The sequence below is a fragment of the Amycolatopsis alkalitolerans genome (assembly GCF_006152065.1).
Taxonomy (GTDB): Bacteria; Actinomycetota; Actinomycetes; order Mycobacteriales; family Pseudonocardiaceae; genus Amycolatopsis_E; species Amycolatopsis_E alkalitolerans.
This window is the reverse complement of record NZ_VDFW01000047.1, coordinates 11,832-31,286: the sequence shown is the minus strand read 5'-3', so window position 1 is coordinate 31,286 and position 19,455 is coordinate 11,832. Positions and strand designations below refer to the sequence as shown.

Annotated in this window: 18 protein-coding genes; 6 read left to right on the top strand and 12 right to left on the bottom strand. The window is 69.7% G+C overall.

Annotated features, from left to right (window positions below):
- Window positions 1–2: 2 nt before the first annotated feature.
- Together FG385_RS31825 and FG385_RS31820 are read right to left on the bottom strand one after the other, a co-directional pair.
- Window positions 3–1,277 (bottom strand): DUF1800 domain-containing protein, encoded by a 1,275-nt coding sequence (locus FG385_RS31825; protein WP_139100514.1) that lies wholly within the window; start codon window positions 1,275–1,277, stop codon window positions 3–5.
- 63 nt (window positions 1,278–1,340) lie between these two features.
- A complete protein-coding gene (locus FG385_RS31820) occupies window positions 1,341–2,792 on the bottom strand; it encodes an FGGY-family carbohydrate kinase (RefSeq protein WP_139100513.1) in 1,452 nt (483 codons plus the stop codon).
- A gap of 102 nt (window positions 2,793–2,894) precedes the next feature.
- Between FG385_RS31820 and FG385_RS31815 the strand changes: the two genes are divergently transcribed.
- The 5 genes from FG385_RS31815 to FG385_RS31795 all read left to right on the top strand — a co-directional run bounded on the left by FG385_RS31815 (window position 2,895) and on the right by FG385_RS31795 (window position 8,164).
- Window positions 2,895–3,254 carry an SSI family serine proteinase inhibitor gene (locus FG385_RS31815; protein ID WP_235022915.1) on the top strand — a complete coding sequence of 120 codons (360 nt, stop codon included), beginning with the start codon at window positions 2,895–2,897 and terminating at the stop codon, window positions 3,252–3,254.
- A 164-nt stretch (window positions 3,255–3,418) separates the two neighbouring features.
- A complete protein-coding gene (locus tag FG385_RS31810) occupies window positions 3,419–4,987 on the top strand; it encodes an NCS1 family nucleobase:cation symporter-1 (protein ID WP_139100512.1) in 1,569 nt (522 codons plus the stop codon).
- Entirely contained in the window at window positions 4,938–5,780 is an 843-nt protein-coding gene (locus FG385_RS31805; RefSeq protein WP_139100511.1) for a nitrilase-related carbon-nitrogen hydrolase, read from the top strand. The genes FG385_RS31810 and FG385_RS31805 overlap by 50 nt, the downstream gene beginning before the upstream one ends.
- Window positions 5,780–7,159 carry a dihydropyrimidinase gene (gene hydA / locus FG385_RS31800; RefSeq protein WP_139100510.1) on the top strand — a complete coding sequence of 460 codons (1,380 nt, stop codon included), beginning with the start codon at window positions 5,780–5,782 and terminating at the stop codon, window positions 7,157–7,159. The genes FG385_RS31805 and hydA overlap by 1 nt, the downstream gene beginning before the upstream one ends.
- Before the next feature lie 9 nt (window positions 7,160–7,168).
- Window positions 7,169–8,164 carry a TIGR03842 family LLM class F420-dependent oxidoreductase gene (locus tag FG385_RS31795; RefSeq protein ID WP_139100509.1) on the top strand — a complete coding sequence of 332 codons (996 nt, stop codon included), beginning with the start codon at window positions 7,169–7,171 and terminating at the stop codon, window positions 8,162–8,164.
- Here the strand turns inward: FG385_RS31795 and FG385_RS31790 are convergent.
- Window positions 8,161–9,297, bottom strand: a complete 1,137-nt coding sequence (locus FG385_RS31790; RefSeq protein WP_139100508.1) for an L-talarate/galactarate dehydratase — start codon at window positions 9,295–9,297, stop codon at window positions 8,161–8,163. The two genes, FG385_RS31795 and FG385_RS31790, sit on opposite strands and share 4 nt — an antisense overlap.
- 112 nt (window positions 9,298–9,409) lie before the next feature.
- Window positions 9,410–10,225 carry a maleylpyruvate isomerase N-terminal domain-containing protein gene (locus FG385_RS31785; RefSeq protein ID WP_160148939.1) on the bottom strand — a complete coding sequence of 272 codons (816 nt, stop codon included), beginning with the start codon at window positions 10,223–10,225 and terminating at the stop codon, window positions 9,410–9,412.
- Window positions 10,226–10,292: 67 nt separating this feature from the next.
- On the opposite strand from FG385_RS31785, the gene FG385_RS31780 reads away from it, so the two are divergent.
- A complete protein-coding gene (locus FG385_RS31780) occupies window positions 10,293–10,928 on the top strand; it encodes a winged helix-turn-helix transcriptional regulator (RefSeq protein ID WP_139100506.1) in 636 nt (211 codons plus the stop codon).
- Here FG385_RS31780 and FG385_RS31775 read toward each other — a convergent pair.
- From FG385_RS31775 to FG385_RS31740, 8 genes are read right to left on the bottom strand one after another with little or no spacing between them, the layout of a single operon-like run.
- Window positions 10,907–12,136 carry a serine hydrolase domain-containing protein gene (locus tag FG385_RS31775; protein WP_139100505.1) on the bottom strand — a complete coding sequence of 410 codons (1,230 nt, stop codon included), beginning with the start codon at window positions 12,134–12,136 and terminating at the stop codon, window positions 10,907–10,909. The genes FG385_RS31780 and FG385_RS31775 overlap by 22 nt on opposite strands.
- Before the next feature lie 8 nt (window positions 12,137–12,144).
- Window positions 12,145–12,969 carry a siderophore-interacting protein gene (locus tag FG385_RS31770; RefSeq protein ID WP_139100504.1) on the bottom strand — a complete coding sequence of 275 codons (825 nt, stop codon included), beginning with the start codon at window positions 12,967–12,969 and terminating at the stop codon, window positions 12,145–12,147.
- A 28-nt stretch (window positions 12,970–12,997) separates the two neighbouring features.
- The gene (locus FG385_RS31765) at window positions 12,998–14,128 is read right to left on the bottom strand and encodes a vWA domain-containing protein (RefSeq protein WP_139100503.1); all 1,131 of its coding nucleotides are present in this window, start codon (window positions 14,126–14,128) and stop codon (window positions 12,998–13,000) included.
- Window positions 14,125–14,982: an AAA family ATPase gene (locus FG385_RS31760; RefSeq protein ID WP_139100502.1), complete on the bottom strand. Its 858-nt coding sequence runs from the start codon at window positions 14,980–14,982 to the stop codon at window positions 14,125–14,127. Before FG385_RS31760 ends, FG385_RS31765 begins: the two co-directional genes overlap by 4 nt.
- Window positions 14,975–15,679, bottom strand: a complete 705-nt coding sequence (locus FG385_RS31755) for an XdhC family protein (RefSeq protein ID WP_139100501.1) — start codon at window positions 15,677–15,679, stop codon at window positions 14,975–14,977. The genes FG385_RS31760 and FG385_RS31755 overlap by 8 nt, the downstream gene beginning before the upstream one ends.
- A complete protein-coding gene (locus tag FG385_RS31750) occupies window positions 15,679–18,057 on the bottom strand; it encodes an aerobic carbon-monoxide dehydrogenase large subunit (protein ID WP_139100500.1) in 2,379 nt (792 codons plus the stop codon). The genes FG385_RS31755 and FG385_RS31750 overlap by 1 nt, the downstream gene beginning before the upstream one ends.
- Window positions 18,054–18,521: a (2Fe-2S)-binding protein gene (locus FG385_RS31745; protein WP_139100524.1), complete on the bottom strand. Its 468-nt coding sequence runs from the start codon at window positions 18,519–18,521 to the stop codon at window positions 18,054–18,056. Before FG385_RS31745 ends, FG385_RS31750 begins: the two co-directional genes overlap by 4 nt.
- Window positions 18,521–19,399: an FAD binding domain-containing protein gene (locus FG385_RS31740; RefSeq protein ID WP_139100499.1), complete on the bottom strand. Its 879-nt coding sequence runs from the start codon at window positions 19,397–19,399 to the stop codon at window positions 18,521–18,523. The genes FG385_RS31745 and FG385_RS31740 overlap by 1 nt, the downstream gene beginning before the upstream one ends.
- Between the last annotated feature and the right edge of the window lie 56 nt (window positions 19,400–19,455).

Here is a 19,455-nt window from a genome sequence, read left to right as displayed (position 1 = left end):
CCTCAGGTGCTCACGACGTATTCGGGGGCGCAGGCCGCCACCGCGAGCAGCTGGCGCGGGTCATGCGCGACGGGACCAAAGGCCGCCGTGGTGCGCGGGCCGAAGGTGATCCCCAGCCGGGCCGCGACGGCGGCCGGATCGCCGAGCCCGCTCAGGTCGGCGTGCTGGGCGACCAGCTCCGCGACGCGCAGGCGGGCGAGCGCGGCACCGGTGGTCAGCCAGGCCGTGCCCGAGGGCCAGCCTCCGACGTTCGGTGGCAGGAACGGCACCTGTCCCATCGCTCGCAGCCCCGCGATCAGCTGGGCGGCCGGCAAGGCCGAGGCGCGTAGTCCGAGCGCGCGCAGCAGCCCGGTCAGCCATTCGACCGGCTGCTTGACCAGGGTGGTGGCGGAGTCGGTGAACGCGGGCTCCTTGGTGATCGCCCGCAGCACGGCCGTGACATCCCGTTCCGGACCGTAGGCGGCGGCGAGCCGGTCCACCACGTCCGGCGGCGGCGGGGCCGCCGACACGAGCCGGAACCACAGTCGCGAGACCACGAACCGCGGCGAGTCCGGTCGCGCCAGCACGGCGTCCACATAGGACGTCGCGTCGAGGTCGCCGGTCGCGCCGAGGACGGTCTTGACCCCGTGGTCCTGGCGCCGCGGCACGAGCCGGGCCGTGCCCGAGGCCCGGTTCACCGTCCAGCCGGTCAGCGCTCTCGCCGCCTCGCGCACGTCGGTCTCGGTGTAGTGGCCGATGCCGAGCGCGAACAGCTCCATGAACTCGCGCGCGAGGTTTTCGTTGGGGGAACCGGCTTTGTTCTGCCCGCCGTCGAGCCAGATCAGCATCGCCGGGTCCACGACGAGCGCGTGCGCGAGCGCGCCGAACCCGGCGAGCCCGAGCGCCCGGAACGTCTCGTTCTGCCGGAGCATCAGCCGCGGGCTGCGCACCTTCTGCTCGCTCGTGGCGAAGTGCCCGTGCCAGAACCAGGTGAGCCGCTCGCGCAGCGGCTGGTCGGCGGCGGCCAGCCGGTCCAGCCACCAGGTGAGCAGCGTCGCCTCGCTCGCCAGCAACTGCTTGCGCGCGGCCGGGTCCTTGCCGGGCCGCGCGGGCTCGGCAGGCAGCCGTGGCAACGGGGTGGCGCCCGCGCCCGCATCGGAACCGGCCGGGCTCAGCAGCGTGTCGACCGTGGCGGCGAACCCGCGGGAGGCGGCGGCGTCCAGCTCGCCGGGCCGGGGCCCGAAGCCCAGCCGGTCGAACAGCCGGCGCACCGCGGACCGCTCGTCGAGGTGCACCATGCGCCGATCTTCGCCCGGGCGGGGACGGGTGCCAACGGACGGCGGCGCATCTTCAGCAAGCGATCAGGATCCGAGCCGGTGGACGATGTCGGCGGTGCCGGTGTAGAGCTCACGGTAAGCGGCGTAAAGCTCGTCGTAGGTGGGCGCGACCGCCTCGTCCGGGACGACGGTCTCGCGGATGGGGTTCCACTGGTCGATGTCCGCGTCGTCGAGGAGGCGGGCGGCGAGATAGGCCGCTCCGTAGCTCGCGCCGACCGTCGTGGCCGGGACCTGCTGCGACAGGCCGGTCACGTCCGACACGATCCGCGTCCACAGCCCGCCTTCGACCCCGCCGCCCACCGCGATCACACGTTCGACCGACGCCCCGGCCGCGCGCAGGGCCTCGACGTTGTGCCGGACGCCGAAAGCCGTGGCCTCCAGCGCGGCCCGGTACAGGTCGCCTCGGCCGTGTCCGAGGGTCAGGCCGGCTACCACACCCCGTGCGGCGGGGTCGGCGATCGGAGTCCGCTCCCCGGCGAAGTAGGGCAGCATGAGCAGCCCGCGCGCACCCGGACCGGAGGCGCGGGCTTCGGCGAGGATTTCGGCGTGGGACGGGGCTCCGGCGAGTTCACGCACCCACTCGGTCACCGCCCCGGACGAGGCCATCCCGCCGGCGAGGGTGCGGACACCGGGGTGGGCGCCGACGGTCGACCACAACTCGGGCACGAGCAGCCGGTCGGCGACGGTGCTGATCAGGAACATCGTGGTGCCGTACATGAGCATGAGGTCGCCGAGGCGCTGGGCGCCGACGCTCACCGCCTCCGACCAGGCGTCGATCGTGCCCGTCAGCACCGGAATCCCTTGCGGCAGGCCGGTTTCCCGCGCCGCTTCGGCCGTGACCGTGCCCGCCCGCTCGCCAGGCCAGCGCAGGGGCGGCAGTTCGAGGTCCGGCGCGATCAGCGCCGCCCACGGCCGGTACCAGTCCAGCGCGACCGAGTCGTAGAGCGGGACCGACTGGCTCGCGGAGTGATGGTCGAGGACGTATTCGCCGGTCAGCCGGAAGGCGAGGAACGAACTGGGCATGAGCAGCCGGCGTGCGGCGGCCGCGGTTTCCGGTTCGTGGTCGGCGAGCCAGGCCAGCTTGGGGCCGACCGCCTGGGTGGACAGCAGCGAACCGCACCGCCGCAGTACCTCGCCGGAGCCGAGTTCCCGGTTCAGGCGCGCGATCTGCCCGGTGGCCCGGGTATCCACCCCGTACAGGATGGCCGGGCGCAGCGGCTCCCCCCGCTCGTCCGCGACCAGCACGCAGGGGCCCATCCCGCTGACGCCGACGGCGTCGACCTGGCGACCGTCCGCGAGTTCCCGCGCGATCTCGACGAACTCGGCCCACCACACCCCGGCATCCATCTCGAAATGTCCTGGCGCGGGCTGGTCCACGCGATGGCGCCGGACGGACGTGCCGAGCACCGTGCCGTTCCCGTCGACGAGGACGCCCTTCGTGCTGCCGGTTCCGACGTCGACCCCGAGCACGAGCATCGCCTGCCCACCTTCCTGATCGGCTGCCCGGCTATTCGACCATGCCACCGATCACCCGGTCGTGTAGGCGTAGCACCGGCCGAAACGGCCGATACCTCCGGTATGGCTCTTTCCTCAGTCGCCGCCCTCGCCACGATGATCGCCATGGCCGCACCCGCCCACGCCGATACGTCGATCACCCTGTCCCTGCGTGACGAGGCCGGGCAGGGCCCCTCGGTGACTCTCGAATGCTCGCCGCCCGGCGGGACGCACCCGCACGCCGAGAGCGCCTGCAGGACGCTGACCGCCGTGCACGGGGACTTCGGCAAGCTGCCGACGAAGCAGCGCCTGTGCCCGATGATCTACGCGCCGGTCACCGCGACCGCGCTGGGGCACTGGCACGCCCGTCCCGTGGTGTTCCACCAGACCTACCCGAACCGCTGCGTCGCCAGCGCCCAAACCGCGAACGTCTTCGACTTCTGACCCCGAGATCTACATTCGTGTTACCCGCTCGTGAACTGACTGCTACCCGCGGCCGCGCAGCACCGGCCCGTGCCAGGCGCAATCGACAGAATGCGCGCGGGCGCGGGCAACGGTGAACACTCTGTCAGTGCCCACCGCCGGGACGAGGCGAGCACGATTCCGCAATGGCACCCTCGCAGATCTCCTACCCGGACGGCCGGGTGGATCTTCGCGACACGGCACCGATCAGGAGCAGCCGGTTCTTCAACGACGAACTGGCCCCCGTCCCGGTGGGAAAACGAACCTGGACCACCTACAACTATTTCGCACTCTGGATGGGGATGGCGCACAACATCCCGTCCTATGCGCTCGCCGCGTCCCTGATCGCGCTCGGGATGAACTGGGTGCAGGCACTCGTCACGATCACGCTCGGCAATCTGATCGTGCTGATCCCCATGCTCGCCAACTCGCATGCGGGAACGAAGTACGGGATCCCGTTCCCGGTGTTCGCGCGGGCCTTCTACGGAATTCGCGGGGCGAATTTCGCCGCGCTGCTGCGCGCGTTCATCGCCTGCGGCTGGTTCGGCATCCAGACCTGGGTCGGCGGTGAGGCGATCTACATCCTCGTCGGGAAGCTGGCCGGCGGCGGCTGGCGGCACGCGGCCGAAATCGGCGGGCAGCCGTGGACGCTGTGGCTGTCGTTCGCGGTGTTCTGGGTCGTGCAGATGCTGATCATCTGGCGCGGGATGGAGGCCGTGCGGCGGTTCGAGAACTGGACCGCGCCGCTGGTCTCGGTGGGCTTCCTGATCCTGCTCGGCTACGTGCTGATCAAGGCGGGCGGACTGGGCCCGATCCTGTCCGAGCCCGCGAAACTGGGCTGGGGCGCCGGCTTCTGGAAGGTGTTCGCGCCCTCGCTGATGGCGATGATCGCGTTCTGGTCGACGCTGTCGCTCAACATGCCGGACTTCACGCGGTTCGGCGGCAGCCAGGCCAAGCAGGTGCGCGGGCAGTTGCTGGGCCTGCCGACGACGATGACGTTCATCGCGATCGTGGCGATCCTGACCACCTCGGGCGGGCAACTGCTCTACGGCGAGGCGATCTGGGACCCGGCCCGGCTCGCCGACCGGTTCGACAGCCCCGTGCTCGTCGTGGTGGCGCTGATCGCGCTCGTGCTCGCCACGATCTCGGCGAACCTCGCGGCCAACGTGGTGAGCCCGTCGTACGATTTCTCCAACGCCTTCCCCAAGCGGATCACCTTCGCGCTCGGGGGTCTCATCACGGGCGTGATCGGGGTGGCGATCCAGCCGTGGAAGCTCTACTCCGACCCGAACATCTACATCTTCGCCTGGCTCGGCTTCTACGGCGGGGTGCTCGGCGCGGTCGCCGGGGTGCTCGTGGCCGGGTACTGGGTGCAGCGGCGGCGCACGCTCGACCTGGCCGGGTTGTACACCGAGCGCGGCCGGTACTGGTTCCGCGCGGGCTGGAGCTGGCAGGCGCTCGTGGCGACGCTCGCCGGCGCCGTGCTCGCGGTCGGCGGCGCGTACACCGCGCCCGGTTCGGACGGGCCGTTCCCGGCGGACGGGCTCATCCCGTTCCTCAAACCGCTTTACGACTACAGCTGGGTCACCGGGCTCGCCGGCGGGTTCGTGGTCTACCTCGTGCTGACCCTGCCGGGTCGCGCGTCCGGAGAAAGGGAGGAAATCAGTGAGCAACCTGGTCAGGGCCGCGTTGATACAGCAGCGGTGGACGGGTGACAAGGACTCGATGATCGCGGCCGCCGTCGAGGCGATCGGCACCGCCGCCTCGCAGGGCGCGCAGGTGGTGTGCCTGCAGGAGTTGTTCTACGGCCCGTATTTCTGCCAGGTGCAGGACGCCGACTACTACTCCTACACCGAGGGCATCCCGGACGGGCCGACGACGAGGCTCATGCAGGAGGTCGCCGAGCGGCACGGGATCGTCATCGTCGCGCCGATGTACGAGCAGGAGCAGCCGGGCGTCTACTACAACACCGCGGCAGTGATCGACGCCGACGGGAGCTACCTCGGCAAGTACCGCAAGAACCACCTCCCGCAGGTGAAGGGTTTCTGGGAGAAGTTCTACTTCCGCCCCGGCAACACCGGGTATCCGGTCTTCGACACCGCGGTCGGCCGGATCGGCGTGTACATCTGCTACGACCGGCATTTCCCGGAGGGCTGGCGAGCGCTGGGGCTGGCCGGGGCGAAGATCGTGTTCAACCCGTCCGCGACGAGCCGCGGCCTCTCGCAGTACCTGTGGCGGCTCGAACAGCCCGCGGCGGCGGTGGCGAACGAGTACTACGTCGGCGCGATCAACCGCGTCGGCGTAGAACCCCTGGGCGACAACGACTTCTACGGCCAGACCTACTTCGTGGACCCGCGTGGCGAGCTGGTCGGGGAAGCCGCTTCCGACGACAAGGACGAGGTCGTCGTGCGGGATCTCGACATGGACAAGCTGGCCGGGGTGCGCGATCTGTGGGCCTTCTACCGCGATCGCCGCCCGGACTCCTACGGATCGATCGTGGAGCCGTGATGCGCACCCTCATCAGGGGCGGGACGGTGCTGTCCACCACGGGCGGCACTCCCGCGGACGTGCTCATCGAGGACGAGCGGATCGTGGCCGTCACCGAACCGGGGGTGTTCGAGACGGCGGGCACCGTGCTCGACGCGACCGGGAAGTACGTGCTGCCAGGCGGGATCGACGCGCACACGCATATGGAGATGCCGTTCGGCGGCACGTTCTCGGCGGACACCTTCGAGACCGGCACCACCGCGGCGGCCTGGGGCGGGACCACCACGATCATCGACTTCGCCGTGCAGGCCAAGGGCACCTCGCTGGTGTCCACTCTGGACAAGTGGCACGAGAAGGCGGACGGGAACTGCGCGATCGACTACGGGTTCCACATGATCGTGTCCGACGTCAACGACAGCACGCTCAAGGAGATGGAGACGTGCATCGGCGCCGGGGTGACCAGCTTCAAGATGTTCATGGCCTACCCCGGCGTGTTCTACTCCACCGACGGCGAGATCCTCCGCGCGATGCAGAAGGCCACCGAGACCGGGTCGACGATCATGATGCACGCGGAGAACGGCATCGCGATCGACGAACTCGTCGCACAGTCGCTGGCCGCGGGCCGCACCGATCCCGTGCAGCACGGGTACACCCGTCCATCCGATTTGGAGGGTGAGGCGACTTCGCGGGCGATCACGCTGGCCCGCGTGACGGGCGCGCCGCTCTACATCGTGCACCTGTCGGCCGCGGAAGCGCTTTCCGCCGTGGCCGAGGCCCGCAACGAGGGCCAGAACGTGTTCGCCGAGACCTGCCCGCAGTACCTCTACCTGTCCATTGAGGACCTCGCGAAACCGGACTTCGAAGGCGCGAAGTACGTGGCCTCTCCCCCGCTGCGCGAGAAGCACCATCAGGCGGACCTGTGGCGTGGCCTGCGGACGAACGACCTGTCAGTGGTGTCGACGGATCACTGCCCGTTCTGTTTCAAGGACCAGAAGGAGTTGGGGCGCGGCGACTTCTCCAAGATCCCTAACGGGATGCCGGGCGTCGAGCACCGGATGGACCTGCTGCACCAGGGTGTCGTGGCCGGCGAGATCTCGCTGGGCCGGTGGGTGGAGGCCTGCGCGACCACCCCCGCCCGGATGTTCGGCCTGTACCCGCGCAAGGGCGTCATCGCCCCGGGTTCGGACGCGGACATCGTGATCTACGACCCGGTCGCGCGGCAGACGCTCTCCGCGGAGACGCATCACATGGCGGTGGACTACTCCGCCTACGAGGGCTTCGAGCTTACCGGCAAGGTGGAGACGGTGCTCTCCCGCGGAAAGGTCGTCGTGTCGCCGGGCGGGTTCAGCGGTGGGCGGGGGAAGTTCCTCTCGCGTGATCTGTGCCAGTACCTGAACTGAGAGGTGGCCATGGATTTCGGTGTGGTGCTGCAGACCGACCCGCCGGCGCGGGAGGTCGTACGGCTGATGAAGGACGCCGAAGACCGCGGGTTCGGCTACGGCTGGACGTTCGACTCGTGCGTGCTGTGGCAGGAGCCGTTCGTCATCTTCTCGCAGATCCTCGCGGCCACCTCGTCGATGGTGGTCGGCCCGATGGTCACCAGCCCCGGCACGAGGGACTGGTCGGTGACGGCTTCGCTGTTCGCCACGTTGAACGACATGTTCGGCAACCGTACGGTCTGCGGGATCGGCCGGGGCGACTCGGCGCACCGCGTGGTCGGCAAGCCACCGTCCACTTTGGCCACCCTGCGCGAGTCGATGCACGCCATCAAGGAGCTGGCCGAGGGGCGTCCGGCCGTCCTGAGCGGGCAGGAGGTCCGCATCCCGTGGGTCCGCAATGGACGGCTGGAGATGTGGATGGCCGGGTACGGCCCGAAAGCCCTGCGCATGGCCGGCGAACACGCCGACGGCTTCATCCTGCAGTGCGCCGACCCGGCCATCGCCCGCTGGACCATCGGTTCGGTGCAGGAGGCCGCTCGCGCCGCGGGCCGTGATCCGGCGGGCATCACGATCTGCGTCGCGGCACCGGCGTACGCCGGGGACGATCTCGCGCACCAGCGGGAACAGCTGCGGTGGTTCGGCGGCATGGTCGGCAACCACGTGGCGGATCTCGTTGCCCGGTATGGGGATTCGGGTCCGGTTCCCCGGGAGCTCACCGACTACATCCGGGAACGGCAGGGCTACGACTACGCGCACCACGGCCGCGCGGGCAATCCCTCGACGGACTTCGTCCCGGACGAGATCGTGGACCGATTCTGCCTCACGGGTCCCGCAAGCGCGCACATCGAACGTTTGCAGGAGCTCAAAGAGCTCGGCGTGGACCAGTTCTCGGTGTACCTGATGCACGACGAGCGGGAGCGCACCCTCGCCGCCTACGAGGACATCATCGGGAAACTGGCGTCCTAACGGATCTTGTGCTCCGCGAACGTCCACGCCCGCGCCTGCTCGCTGATCGTCACACCGAGCCCGGGCCGCGCGGACAGGTGCATGCGCCCGCCCTCGATCTCCAGGTGCTCGTTGAACAGCGGGTCGAGCCACTCGAAATGCTCGACCCACGGCTCACGGGCATAGGCCGCGGCGAGGTGGATGTGGATCTCCATGGCGAAATGCGGGGCGAGCTGGAGGTGCCGGTGGTCGGCGAGCGCCATCACCTTGAGGAACTGGGTGATGCCGCCGACGCGGGGGGCGTCGGGCTGGACGACGTCGGCGCCCCCGGCCCGGATCAGTTCCGCGTGTTCGGCGGCGCTGACCAGCATCTCCCCGGTGGCGATCGAGGTGTCGAAGGTTCCGGCGAGCTGAGCGTGCCCCTCGAAGTCGTACGCGTCGAGCGGTTCCTCGATCCACACCAGGTTCATCGGCTCCAGCGCCCGGCACATCCGGCGGGCCGCTGGCCGGTCCCACTGCTGGTTGGCGTCGACCATGAGGGCGACGCCGTCCCCGATCTTCTCGCGGACCGCGGTCACGCGGGCGAGGTCCGTGGCGTGTTCGGGATGCCCGACCTTGATCTTGATCCCGCCGATACCGCGCTCGATCGACTCGGCCGCCCGGTCGAGCACCTCGGGGATCGGTGAGTGCAGGAACCCGCCGGAGGTGTTGTAGCAGCGCACCGAATCGCGGTGCGCGCCCAGTAGTTTCGCGAGCGGCAGCCCGGCACGTTTGGCCTTGAGATCCCACAGCGCGACATCGAAGGCCGCGATGGCTTGCACCGACAGCCCGCCGCGGCCGACCGACGCACCGGCCCAGGCGAGTTTGTCCCAGATCTTGGCGATGTCACTGGGATCCTCCCCGAGCAGGACCGGCGCGATCTCGCGTGCGTGCGCGAACTGCCCCGGACCGCCCGCGCGCTTGGAGTAGCTGAACCCGATACCTTCCAGCCCGGCCGCCGTGGTGATCTCGGCGAACAGCATCGCGACCTCGGTCATCGGCTTCTGCCGCCCGGTGAGGACCTTCGCGTCGCTGATCGGGGTGGCCAGGGGCAGCGTCACGGAGGAGATCCGGACGCCCGTGATGTGGTCGAGAGTGGCTGAGCTGGTGTTCATTCGGCGGCCTCCACGCTGTCGAACCGAATACGCTTGACGGCCCCATCACGAGGAGCCGGAAGGAACCGGTCACCTGCACCGTACAACCGATGACGACGCCCGTTGAGCATCGCTACGGGGGACTGATCGCGCTCAGCATCCGGGCGAGCTTCCACGGCCGGCGGCCCCAAGCCGCGAGTTTGCCGCCAAGAAGTGGTCTTTCTATTCCCTGCCGGCCGATGAACACCAGCATGAGCGCGACCGGGTCGGCGCAGATATGGGCGTCGGCGTCACCTGCGCACCCCGCCTCGAGCGTCAGCGAACCGCGGTCGAAGACCATCGACGTGCGCCCACCGCCACGCAGGCGCAAGTCGAAACGGCCTCGGAACGATGCTGCCTTCTGCTGGTTCACGAAAGCGGTGGGCGGCAGAGCCCCGATGAGCGGGAACGCGGCGCCCTCGATCGCGAGCAAGGCGTGCGCACGCCGTATCGGCCACGGACGCCCCGTGGCCCTGGCGATGTCATGGCCGTGGACCAGACATTCCTCGAGCAGATGACAAGCCACCGCCGAAGGTGGGAGCCGAACGCCCTGCAACCAGTCCACGGTTGCCGCGCGCGACACGACTCCGTCGAATTCGCGGGCGAGCGCGCGGATGCGGTCCGCGAGGAGGGCCGGGTCCCGTTCGGCGTCCTCGGCCAGCAACTGGGCATTCAACTTCGCCATTCCCGCCGTCGTCACCGTGGCCTCCGGGATCGGTCTTCCGGCGGCGGCGTCGGTGTCGAAGCGAAAGGCATGGGACAGGTGAGCCGCGGTATCGCCCACCGTCCACGTACCGATCGCCGTGGATCCGGCGTCCGGAACGCTCCGCACAAGTGCGACCAGGCTGGGGACGACCTCCCTCAACGCCGCACAAGCCTCGGCCAGTGCGCCATCACAGTCCTTGGCCACCACAACTCCTTCCCTCCGTTGTGGTAGATTTCCTCAGGTACGCTTGAGATTGTCAAGTAGGCGGAACATGAGCAAGAGCTACGGCCAGTACTGCGGTCTCGCCCGGGCGCTCGACGTCGTGGGCGATCGATGGAATCTGCTCATCGTCCGGCAGCTGCTGATGGGCCCCGCCCGGTACCGGGAGCTGCTCGGCGGGCTCCCCGGCGTGGCCACCAACCTGCTCGCCGACCGCCTCCGCGACCTCGAGGACGCCGGAGTGGTCGAGCGGCGCCTGGCCGGGGAGGGCAACGCGATCGCGTACGGCCTCACCCCGTGGGGCGCCGGGTTGCGGGAGCCGATCGAGAGCCTGATCCGCTGGTCCACGCCGCTGATGGCACACGGTCCAGACAACGATCAGGTCCGCGCCGAATGGCTCGTCGTCGCGCTCCCGGCGCTGCTCGCCGGCAAGGCGCCCGCGCGCCGGTCATCGACGGTGGGCATCGCGGTGGGCGACCACGTGCTCCAGGTCCGGACGACGCGCTCGGGCATCCAGGTGAGCCCGCACGACGGCCGCCATCTCGACGCCGTGATACACGCCGGCACCGAGACCGTCCTCGGGCTGGCAACGGGCGGGCTCACCCTCGACGAAGCCGCCGCGCTCGTGGACATCGAAGGCGACGAAGCCGCCGTGCGAGCCGTTTTTCACGCCGCCAGCAGTGCCTGATACACCAGTTGCCGCAGCTGCTGCCGGATCGGATGCGTGCTCGAGGGCAGCAACTGGGTGAAGAACAGCGCCGTCACGCCGGCCGCCGGGTCGACCCAGAACGCCGTGCTCGCCGCGCCGCCCCACGCGTACTCGCCGCGGCTGGACAGGGTTTTCGCCTTCACCGGGTCCTTCAGCACCGAGAAGCCGAGCCCGAAACCGAAACCGTTGAACGGCATTTCCGCGAACAGCGGCCGGCCGTACTCTTCGAGATCGGCGTCGCCCGGCAGGTGATTGCTCGTCATCAGCGCCACCGTGCGCGGGCCGAGCAGCCGCACGCCGTCGAGTTCCCCGCCCCGCACCAAGAACTGCGTGAACCGGTGATAGTCCGCTGCGCTCGAAACCAGGCCGCCGCCACCGGAGAAGAAGTCCGGCCGTCCGATTCCTACCTTCGCGAACGCCTCGTTGCGCACCGCCCGGCGCGTGCCCGGCTGGGGCACGTACATCGCGGCGAGGCGTTCGAGATCGTCCGTGCCGAACGAGGTGTCCGTCATGCCCAGCGGCGTGAAGATCCGCTGCGCGAAGAACTCGTCGAGCGGCTGCCCGGAAACCACTTCGACCAGCCGGCCCAGCACGTCCGTGGACACGGAGTAGTTCCATTCGGCGCCCGGCTGGAACACCAGCGGCAGCTCCGCCCACTTCTCCACGCACGCGGCCAGGTCCAGCCCCTGCGGCGCGCCCCATTCGAACCCGGCCTGGCGGTACATCGCGTCCACCGGATGAGCGTGGTGGAAACCGTAGGTCAGGCCCGCGGTATGACTCAGCAGATGCCAGACGCGGATCGGCCCGGTCGCCGGTTCGGTGAGCGGGTTGAGCGCGGAACCCTTGACGTACACCCGCGGCTGCGCGAACTCGGGCAGCCAGCGCGAGATCGGGTCCGGCAGGTCGAAGGCGCCCTCTTCGAACAGCATCATCGCGGCGACCGAGGTGACCGGTTTGCTCATCGAGAAGATCCGCCACAGCGTGCCGGGTTCGACCGGTTTGGCGGCTTCGATGTCCCGCTGCCCGTATTCGGACACGTGCACGAGCTTCCCGTGCCGGGTCACCACGATCTGCCAGCCGGGCAGCCTGCCGTCATCGACGTAGCGGGCGAAATGCCGGTCGATGCGGGCAAGCCGGTTCGCGTCGAAACCGGCTTCGGCCGGATCGGCGTCCATTTTCAGCGTCATGCGCGGGATTATCCCGCGCGCTGCTCCTGTGCGGCCCGTTCCGCGGCCTTCTCCGCGCGCCATTGCTCGTCCGTCGCGCCCCGGCGCCAGTAGCCCGAGATCGACAGCAGATCCTTGCGCACCCCGCGCTCGTCGAGCAGGTACCGCCGCAGTTGCCGCACGAAACCGGCCTCACCGTGCACGAAGGCCTGCACGGTCCCGTCCGGGAAGTCCAGCGCCCGCACGGCGGACACCAGGTCCTCCCCCGCGGCACGGTGAATCCACCGGACCTGCGCGTCGCTCTTCGTCGCGAGGGGCTGCTGCTCGGCCGCGTCCTCGACCTCGATGAACGCCCGCACCGGCACTCCGGCGGGCATCGCTTCCAGTGTTGTCGCGATCGCCGGCAACGCGGCCTCGTCGCCGACCAGCAGATGCCAATCCGCTTCGCCGCCCGGCGCGTACGCCCCGCCGGGCCCGTTCAGCAGCACCTCGTCGCCGGGCTTCACTTCGCGCGCCCACGGCCCGGCGATGCCCTCTTCACCGTGGTGGACGAAGTCGATGGACAACTCGCCGGCGACCGCGTCGTAGTGGCGCACCGTGTAGCTGCGCATCACCGGCCACTGCTCGCGCGGGAACTCGGCCCGGATCATCCCCATGTCGAACGGCGGCGGATACGGCACGCCCGGCTTCGGGAACAGCACCTTGACGTAGGCGTCGGTGAACTCGTTCGGCTCGAAGTCCGCGAGCCCCTCGCCACCGGCGACGATCCGGATCATGTGCGGCGTCAACTGCTGCGTGCGCAGCACCTCGAGCCGGATCACAGGCCGCCCCTTGCGTGCGGGCTTGTCCGCCATTCGCTGCTCCTCACCTCGTCCCGGACACTTAGGCTACCCTAAGAGTTACTCCCGGGCGCGGGTCAGTGTGACAGGCGCCACCGATGGCGGCGAGCAACTCGTCCAGCGCGTCGAGGCGGTGGGCGCTGACCACGAACTCGCAGTACGGCCACACCGCGGCCATCCCGCCCACCAGAGGCCGGTATTCCGGCTGGGCGGTGCGCGGGTTGACCCACACGATGCGGTACGCGAGCCGCGAGAGCCGGGCCATCTGCGCCGTGAGTTGCCCGGTGCCGCCGGTCTCCCAGCCGTCGGAGATGATCACGACCACCGCGCCGCGAGCCATCCCCCGCGCGCCGTGCGAGTCCAGGAACTCCTTGAGCGCGGCGCCGATCCGGGTGCCGCCCGACCAGTCCGGTGCCTGCTCCCCTGCCTGCCGCATCGCCTTCGCCGGATCGGCGGCAAGCGCTTTCGTCAGCCGCGTGAGCCGGGTCGCGAACGTGAAGACCTCCGCCTTCGCACCGACGTTCGCGCACACCAGCAGTTGCAGCATCGCGCGCGCGTGCGCCTCCATCGAACCGGAAATATCGCACAGCACCACGAGCTTCCGTGGTTTCTCGCGCGGCACCCACCGGTGCAGCACGGCCGGCTGGCCGCCGCTGCGCCGCGCCCGGCGGAGTGTCTCGCGCACGTCGACGCGCCGGCCCCGGGAGGCGACGCGTTTGCGCCGTGACCGCCGCAGCGGGGTCGCGATCCGGAACCGCCGCATGAGATCGCGCAACAGCGCGAGCTCGGCGAGTTCGAGTTCCGCGAAATCCCGGGTGGCGAGATGTTCGGCGGCACTGCCGAACGTCGGCAGCTCGACCTTCCGGCCCTGCTCGCCACGGCTCGCGGTCACCTGGCGGTTATTCCCCGCGACAGTCGCTTGTGGACGGTCGCCTCGGAAGTCAGCGGGATCGCCCCCGCCGAACACCGCCGCGAACACCCGGTCCAGGACGGGAATCTGGTCCGGTGCCGACACCAGCGTGGTGAGCGCGCACCGGTACAGCTCGTCCGTGGTCTCCGGCCGGACAAGGAGGATCGCCTGGGTGAACCGCGCCGACCGGTCCGCGCCGACCGCGACCCCTTCGGCGCGCAGAACCTCGGCGAACCGCGCGGCGAGCAGGGCCAGCTCACTCACCACCAGCTCCCGGCCGACTCGACGATCTCCCTGTCCTCTTCGTACTTCACGATTGTGCTCATCGTGTGCTGGACGGCGACTTCGTCGAGCACCTCGACGCCGAGCACGTGCAGCGCCGACGCCCAGTCGATCGCCTCCGCCACGCCGGGCGGCTTGTACAGGCCGAATCCCCGCAGCCGCTGCACCGAATCCGCGACCCGTCCGGCGAGCCAGCCCGCGACCCCTGGCACCCGCAGCCGGATGATCGCGGCGACGCGATCGGGCCCGGGATGGGCGATCCACTGGTACAGGCACCGCCGTTTGAGCGCGTCGTGCAGTTCGCGGGTCCGGTTGGAGGTCAGCACCGCGACCGGCGGGAGCACCGCGCGGCGGGTGCCCAGTTCCGGGATCGTCACCGTCGCCTCGGCGAGCAGTTCGAGCAGGAAGGCCTCGAACTCGTCGTCGGCGCGGTCGACCTCGTCGATCAGCAGCACCGCCGGCCGCGGCCCGGGATGCTCGATCGCGGCCAGCAACGGCCGGGCCAGCAGGTAGTCCTCACTGAACAGGTCCGCTTCGGACAGTGCCTCGCCGCGTGCCTCGGCGAGCCGGATGCCCAGCAGCTGCCGCGGATAGTTCCACTCGTACAGGGCGTCCGCCGCGGACAGCCCCTCATAGCACTGCAACCGGATGAGCTTCGTGTCCAGCGCCGCCGAAAGCGCTTTCGCCGCCTCGGTCTTGCCGACCCCAGGCTCGCCTTCGAGCAGGATCGGCTGCGGCATCCGGACCGCGAGGAACAGCGCCGTCGCGAGCGCCTCGTCGGTGAGGTAGCCCGCCGCCGCGAGGTCGGCGGCGAGCTCCGGAACGGTCTCACCCATCGGCGGCACCACGTGACGCGATCATCTCGGCATAGACCGACACCGCGATCTCCGCGGGCGTGCGCGCCCCGATGTCCAGCCCGGCCGGGGTGTGCACCGCCTCGGGCGGCAGCCCGAGCGCTTCGAGCACCGCGGCGCCCCGGCGACGGCTCGCGACGAGCGCGATATAGCCGACGCCCGCCGCCACCGCGGCACGCAGCACCGACTCCTCGTCACACCCGTGTGAGGCCACCAGCACGGCGTCCGCGTCCTCGGGCAGCGGGTCGGCGGGGCGCACGTCATAGCCGAGCGCCCCGCCAACCGACGCCAGGGCCCTCGCCACCGGCGCGTCCCCGTGCACCGCCACGAGCGCGGGCGGCAACTGCGGTTCCAGGAAGATCTCCAGCGCCCCACCGGAAAGGCACGGGTTCCCGACGGTGACGACGCCTTCCTCCGCCTTTTCCGCCATCTCCTCCGGCGTGATCCGGAGCAGCGCCGACTGCCCGGTGCCGAGCAGCCGGATGCACTGGGACCGCACGGTCGATTCCGCGCAGTGGCCGCCGACGAAACCCTCGACCGTACCGTCGGGCAGGACGAGCGCGCGGTCACCGGGTTTGGCGCTCGTCGGACGCTGGGCCCGCACGACCGTCGCGAGCACGAAAGGCCGCCGGCCGGCTCGCAACGTGTCGGCCTGCGCGAGCAGTTCTTCGCCGGCCATCAGGTGATCGCCAGATCCGTGCGGAACGGCTTGCCCCGCAGGGCGCACCAGACGGCGGCCGGGGTGAGCGGCATGTCCGCATGCCGCACGCCGTACGGCTTCAGCGCGTCGACCACCGCGTTGACCACCGCGGCCGGGGACCCGACCGTCGCGGACTCGCCGACCCCCTTGGCGCCGATCGGATGGTGCGGCGAGGGCGTGACCGTTTCGTCCAGCCGCCACGACGGGCATTCCATCGAGGTCGGCAGCAGGTAGTCCATGAAGGATCCGCCGAGGTGGTTCCCGTCCTCGTCGAAGGCCATCACCTGCATCAGCGCCATCCCGAGCCCGTCGGCGAGACCGCCGTGCACCTGCCCCTCGACGATCATCGGGTTGATCCGCACGCCGCAGTCGTCGACGGCGACGAAGTCCCGCACCTTCACCTGCCCGGTCCCCGCGTCCACGTCGACCACGCATACGTAGGCGCCGAACGGGTAGGTCAGGTTCGGCGGGTTGTAGACGCACGTCGCGTCCAGCTGCCCCTCGATACCTTCGGGAAGCTCCAAACTGGAGTGTGCGGCCATCGCGATGTCCTGAATGGACTTCCCGGCCCCCGGGTCGCCCTTGACGAACCAGCGGCCCTTCTCCCATTCCAGGTCGTCGGCACCGACCTCGAGCATCGCCGAGGCGACGATCTTCGCGCGCTCACGAACCTTCCTCGCCACCACCGCCGTCGCCGCCCCGGAGACCGGCGTCGAGCGCGAACCGTAGGTGCCGAGCCCGAACGGGGTCTGATCCGTGTCACCGTGCACCACGTCGATGTCCTCCGGCGAGATGCCCAGCTCTTCGGCGACGATCTGCGCGAACGTCGTCTCATGCCCCTGCCCCTGGGTCTGGCACGACAACCGCAGCACGGCCTTGCCGGTCGGGTGGATGCGCAACTCCGCGCCGTCGGCCATGCCGAGGCCCAGGATGTCCATCTTGTTGCGCGGTCCGGCGCCGACGGCCTCGGTGAAGAACGCGACACCGATGCCCATCAGTTCCTGGCTGCCGGACTCACGCCGTTTCGCCTGCTCCGCCCGGAGATCGTCGTAGTGCACCAGATCGAGCGCCTTGGCCAGGGTGCGCGGGTAGTCGCCCGAGTCGTACTCCCAGCCCGTCTTGCTCTGGTACGGGAACTGGTCGGGCTGCAGCAGGTTCTTCATCCGCAACCGGGCGGGGTCCATGTCCAGTTCGTGGGCGAGCACGTCGACCAGGCGCTCGACGAGGTACACCGCTTCGGTGATCCGGAACGAGCAGGCGTAGGCGACCCCGCCCGGCGCCTTGTTCGTGTAGACCCCGGTCACCTCCGCATGCGCGGCCTCGATGTCGTAGGAGCCGGTGAACACCCCGAAGAACCCGGCCGGGTACTTCGTGGGCTGCGCCGTGCCGTTGAACGCGCCGTGATCGGCGAGCACCTTCACCCGGATACCGAGAATCTTTCCGTCCTTTGTGGACGCGATCTCGCCGTGCATGTGGTAGTCACGGGCGAAGGAGGTGCTCATCAGGTTCTCCGAGCGGTCCTCGACCCATTTCACGGGTTTGCCGGTCAGGATCGATCCGACGATCGAGCACACGTACCCGGGGTAGATGCCCACCTTGTTGCCGAACCCGCCACCGATATCCGGTGAGATCACGCGGATCTTGTGCTCGGGCAGCCCGGCGACGAGCGCGTAGAGCGTGCGGTGCGCGTGCGGGGCCTGTGTCGTGGTCCACACGGTGAGCTTGCCCGTGATCGGGTCCATGTCCGCGACCGAACCGCAGGTCTCCAGCGGTGCCGGATGCACACGCGGGTACAGCATGTCCTGCGTGGTGACGACTTCCGCGTTCGCGAACACCTCGTCGGTGCGTGCCTTGTCGCCCGTCTCCCAGTCGAAGATGTGGTTGTCCGTCCGGCCTTCGACATCGTCGCGGATCACCGGCGCATCCGGATCGAGCGCCTTGCGGGCGTCCACGACGGGTTCGAGCGCCTCGTAGTCCACATCGATCAGTTCGAGCGCGTCCCGTGCCGAGTAACGATCTTCGGCGACGACGAACGCGACCTCCTGGCCCTGGAAGCGGACCTTGTCGGTGGCCAGTACGGCCTGCACGTCGTTGGACAGCGTCGGCATCCAGGCGAGGTTCAGCCCCGCCAGGGTTTCGCCCGTGATGACGGCGCGGACCTTCGGATGCGCCTCGGCGGCGCTCGTGTCGATCGAGACGATCTTCGCGTGCGCGTACGGGCTACGGAGTACGGCTCCGTGCAACATGCCGGGCAGCGTGACGTCGTCCACATAGGTGCCATGGCCGCGCAGGAACCGCACATCTTCCTTGCGGTGCATGCGGCCGTAGCCGATGGGCGTCTCTTCGGTGGTGGTCATGCCTGGACCTCCTGCCCGGCCGCCCAGCGGACCGAACGGACGATGTTCTCGTAGCCGGTGCAGCGGCACAGCTGACCGGAAATCGCTTCCCGGATGTCCTCTTCGGACGGATCGGGATCGTGGTCGAGCAGCCAGCGGGCGGTCATCATCATGCCGGGGGTGCAGAACCCGCACTGCAGGCCGTGGCATTCGCGGAACCCCTGCTGCACGGGATCGAGCTCACCATTCTGCGCCAGGCCTTCGACCGTGCGCACGCGGTGCCCGTCGGCCATCGCGGCGAACACCGTGCACGATTTGACCGGGACCTCGTCGAGCCACACCACGCAGGTGCCGCAGTTCGAGGTGTCGCAGCCCCAGTGCGTGCCGGTCAGGCGGAGTTCGTCGCGCAGGAAGTGCACGAGCAACTGCCGCGGCTCCACGTCACGCTGGTAGACCGTGCCGTTGACGGTCACGCTGATCTCCATCATGCCTCCTGGTGCCGGCCGTGCCAGCGCGAGAGCGCCGCGCCGAGCGCGCGGGCGGTGAGCGTCGCGGCGAGGTGCCGCTTGTAGTCGGCCGGGCCGCGCTGGTCGGCGACCGGCTCGCAGTGCTCGGCGGCGATCTCGCCGGCGCGGTCGAACCGTTCGGCGGTCGCGGGGCCGCCGACGAGGAACTCCTCCGCTTCGGGGGCGACGAAGTTCCGCGCGCCCACGGCGGTCAGCCCGATCCCCGCCTCCGCGACGGTGTCCCCCTCCAGCCGCAGTTCGGCGCCGGCCGCGGCGACCGCCCAGTCCCCGGCACGCCGCTCGACCTTCTGGTAGGCGGAAGCCGACGACCGGATCGGCACGCGGACCTGCACGAGAAGCTCGCCGTCGCCGACGACCGTCTCGTAGGGGCCGGTGAAGAACTCACGGACCGGGACGACACGTTGTTCGTCACCGCCCTGGATCACCGCTTCCGCGCGGACGGCCGCGAACGCCGCGGAAAGATCCTCGGACGGGTCGGCCTGGCACAGCGAACCCCCGATCGTGCCGCGATTTCGCACGATCGGGTCGGCGATCATGCGCTCGGCGTCGTGGAAGATCGGAAAATGCTCACCGGCCACCGCCGAGGACAGCAGTGCGGCATGCCGGACCATCGCGCCGACGCACAGCATGTGCCCTTCGACGCTGATCCTGCCGAGCTCCTCGACGTCGTTGATGTCGATCAGCGCCTGCGGCTGGGCCAGCCGCAGCTTCATCATGGGAATCAGGCTGTGGCCACCGGCCACGACCCTCGATTCCGGACCGTATTTGCCGAGCAGGCTCAGCGCGTGCGCCACGCTCGTCGCTTTCTCGTACTGGAACTGGGCGGGTACCTGCATAGGGGCGAGGTTTCCGCGACAGGCCGGAATGGGCAACCGCCGGATAATGGTTCGAT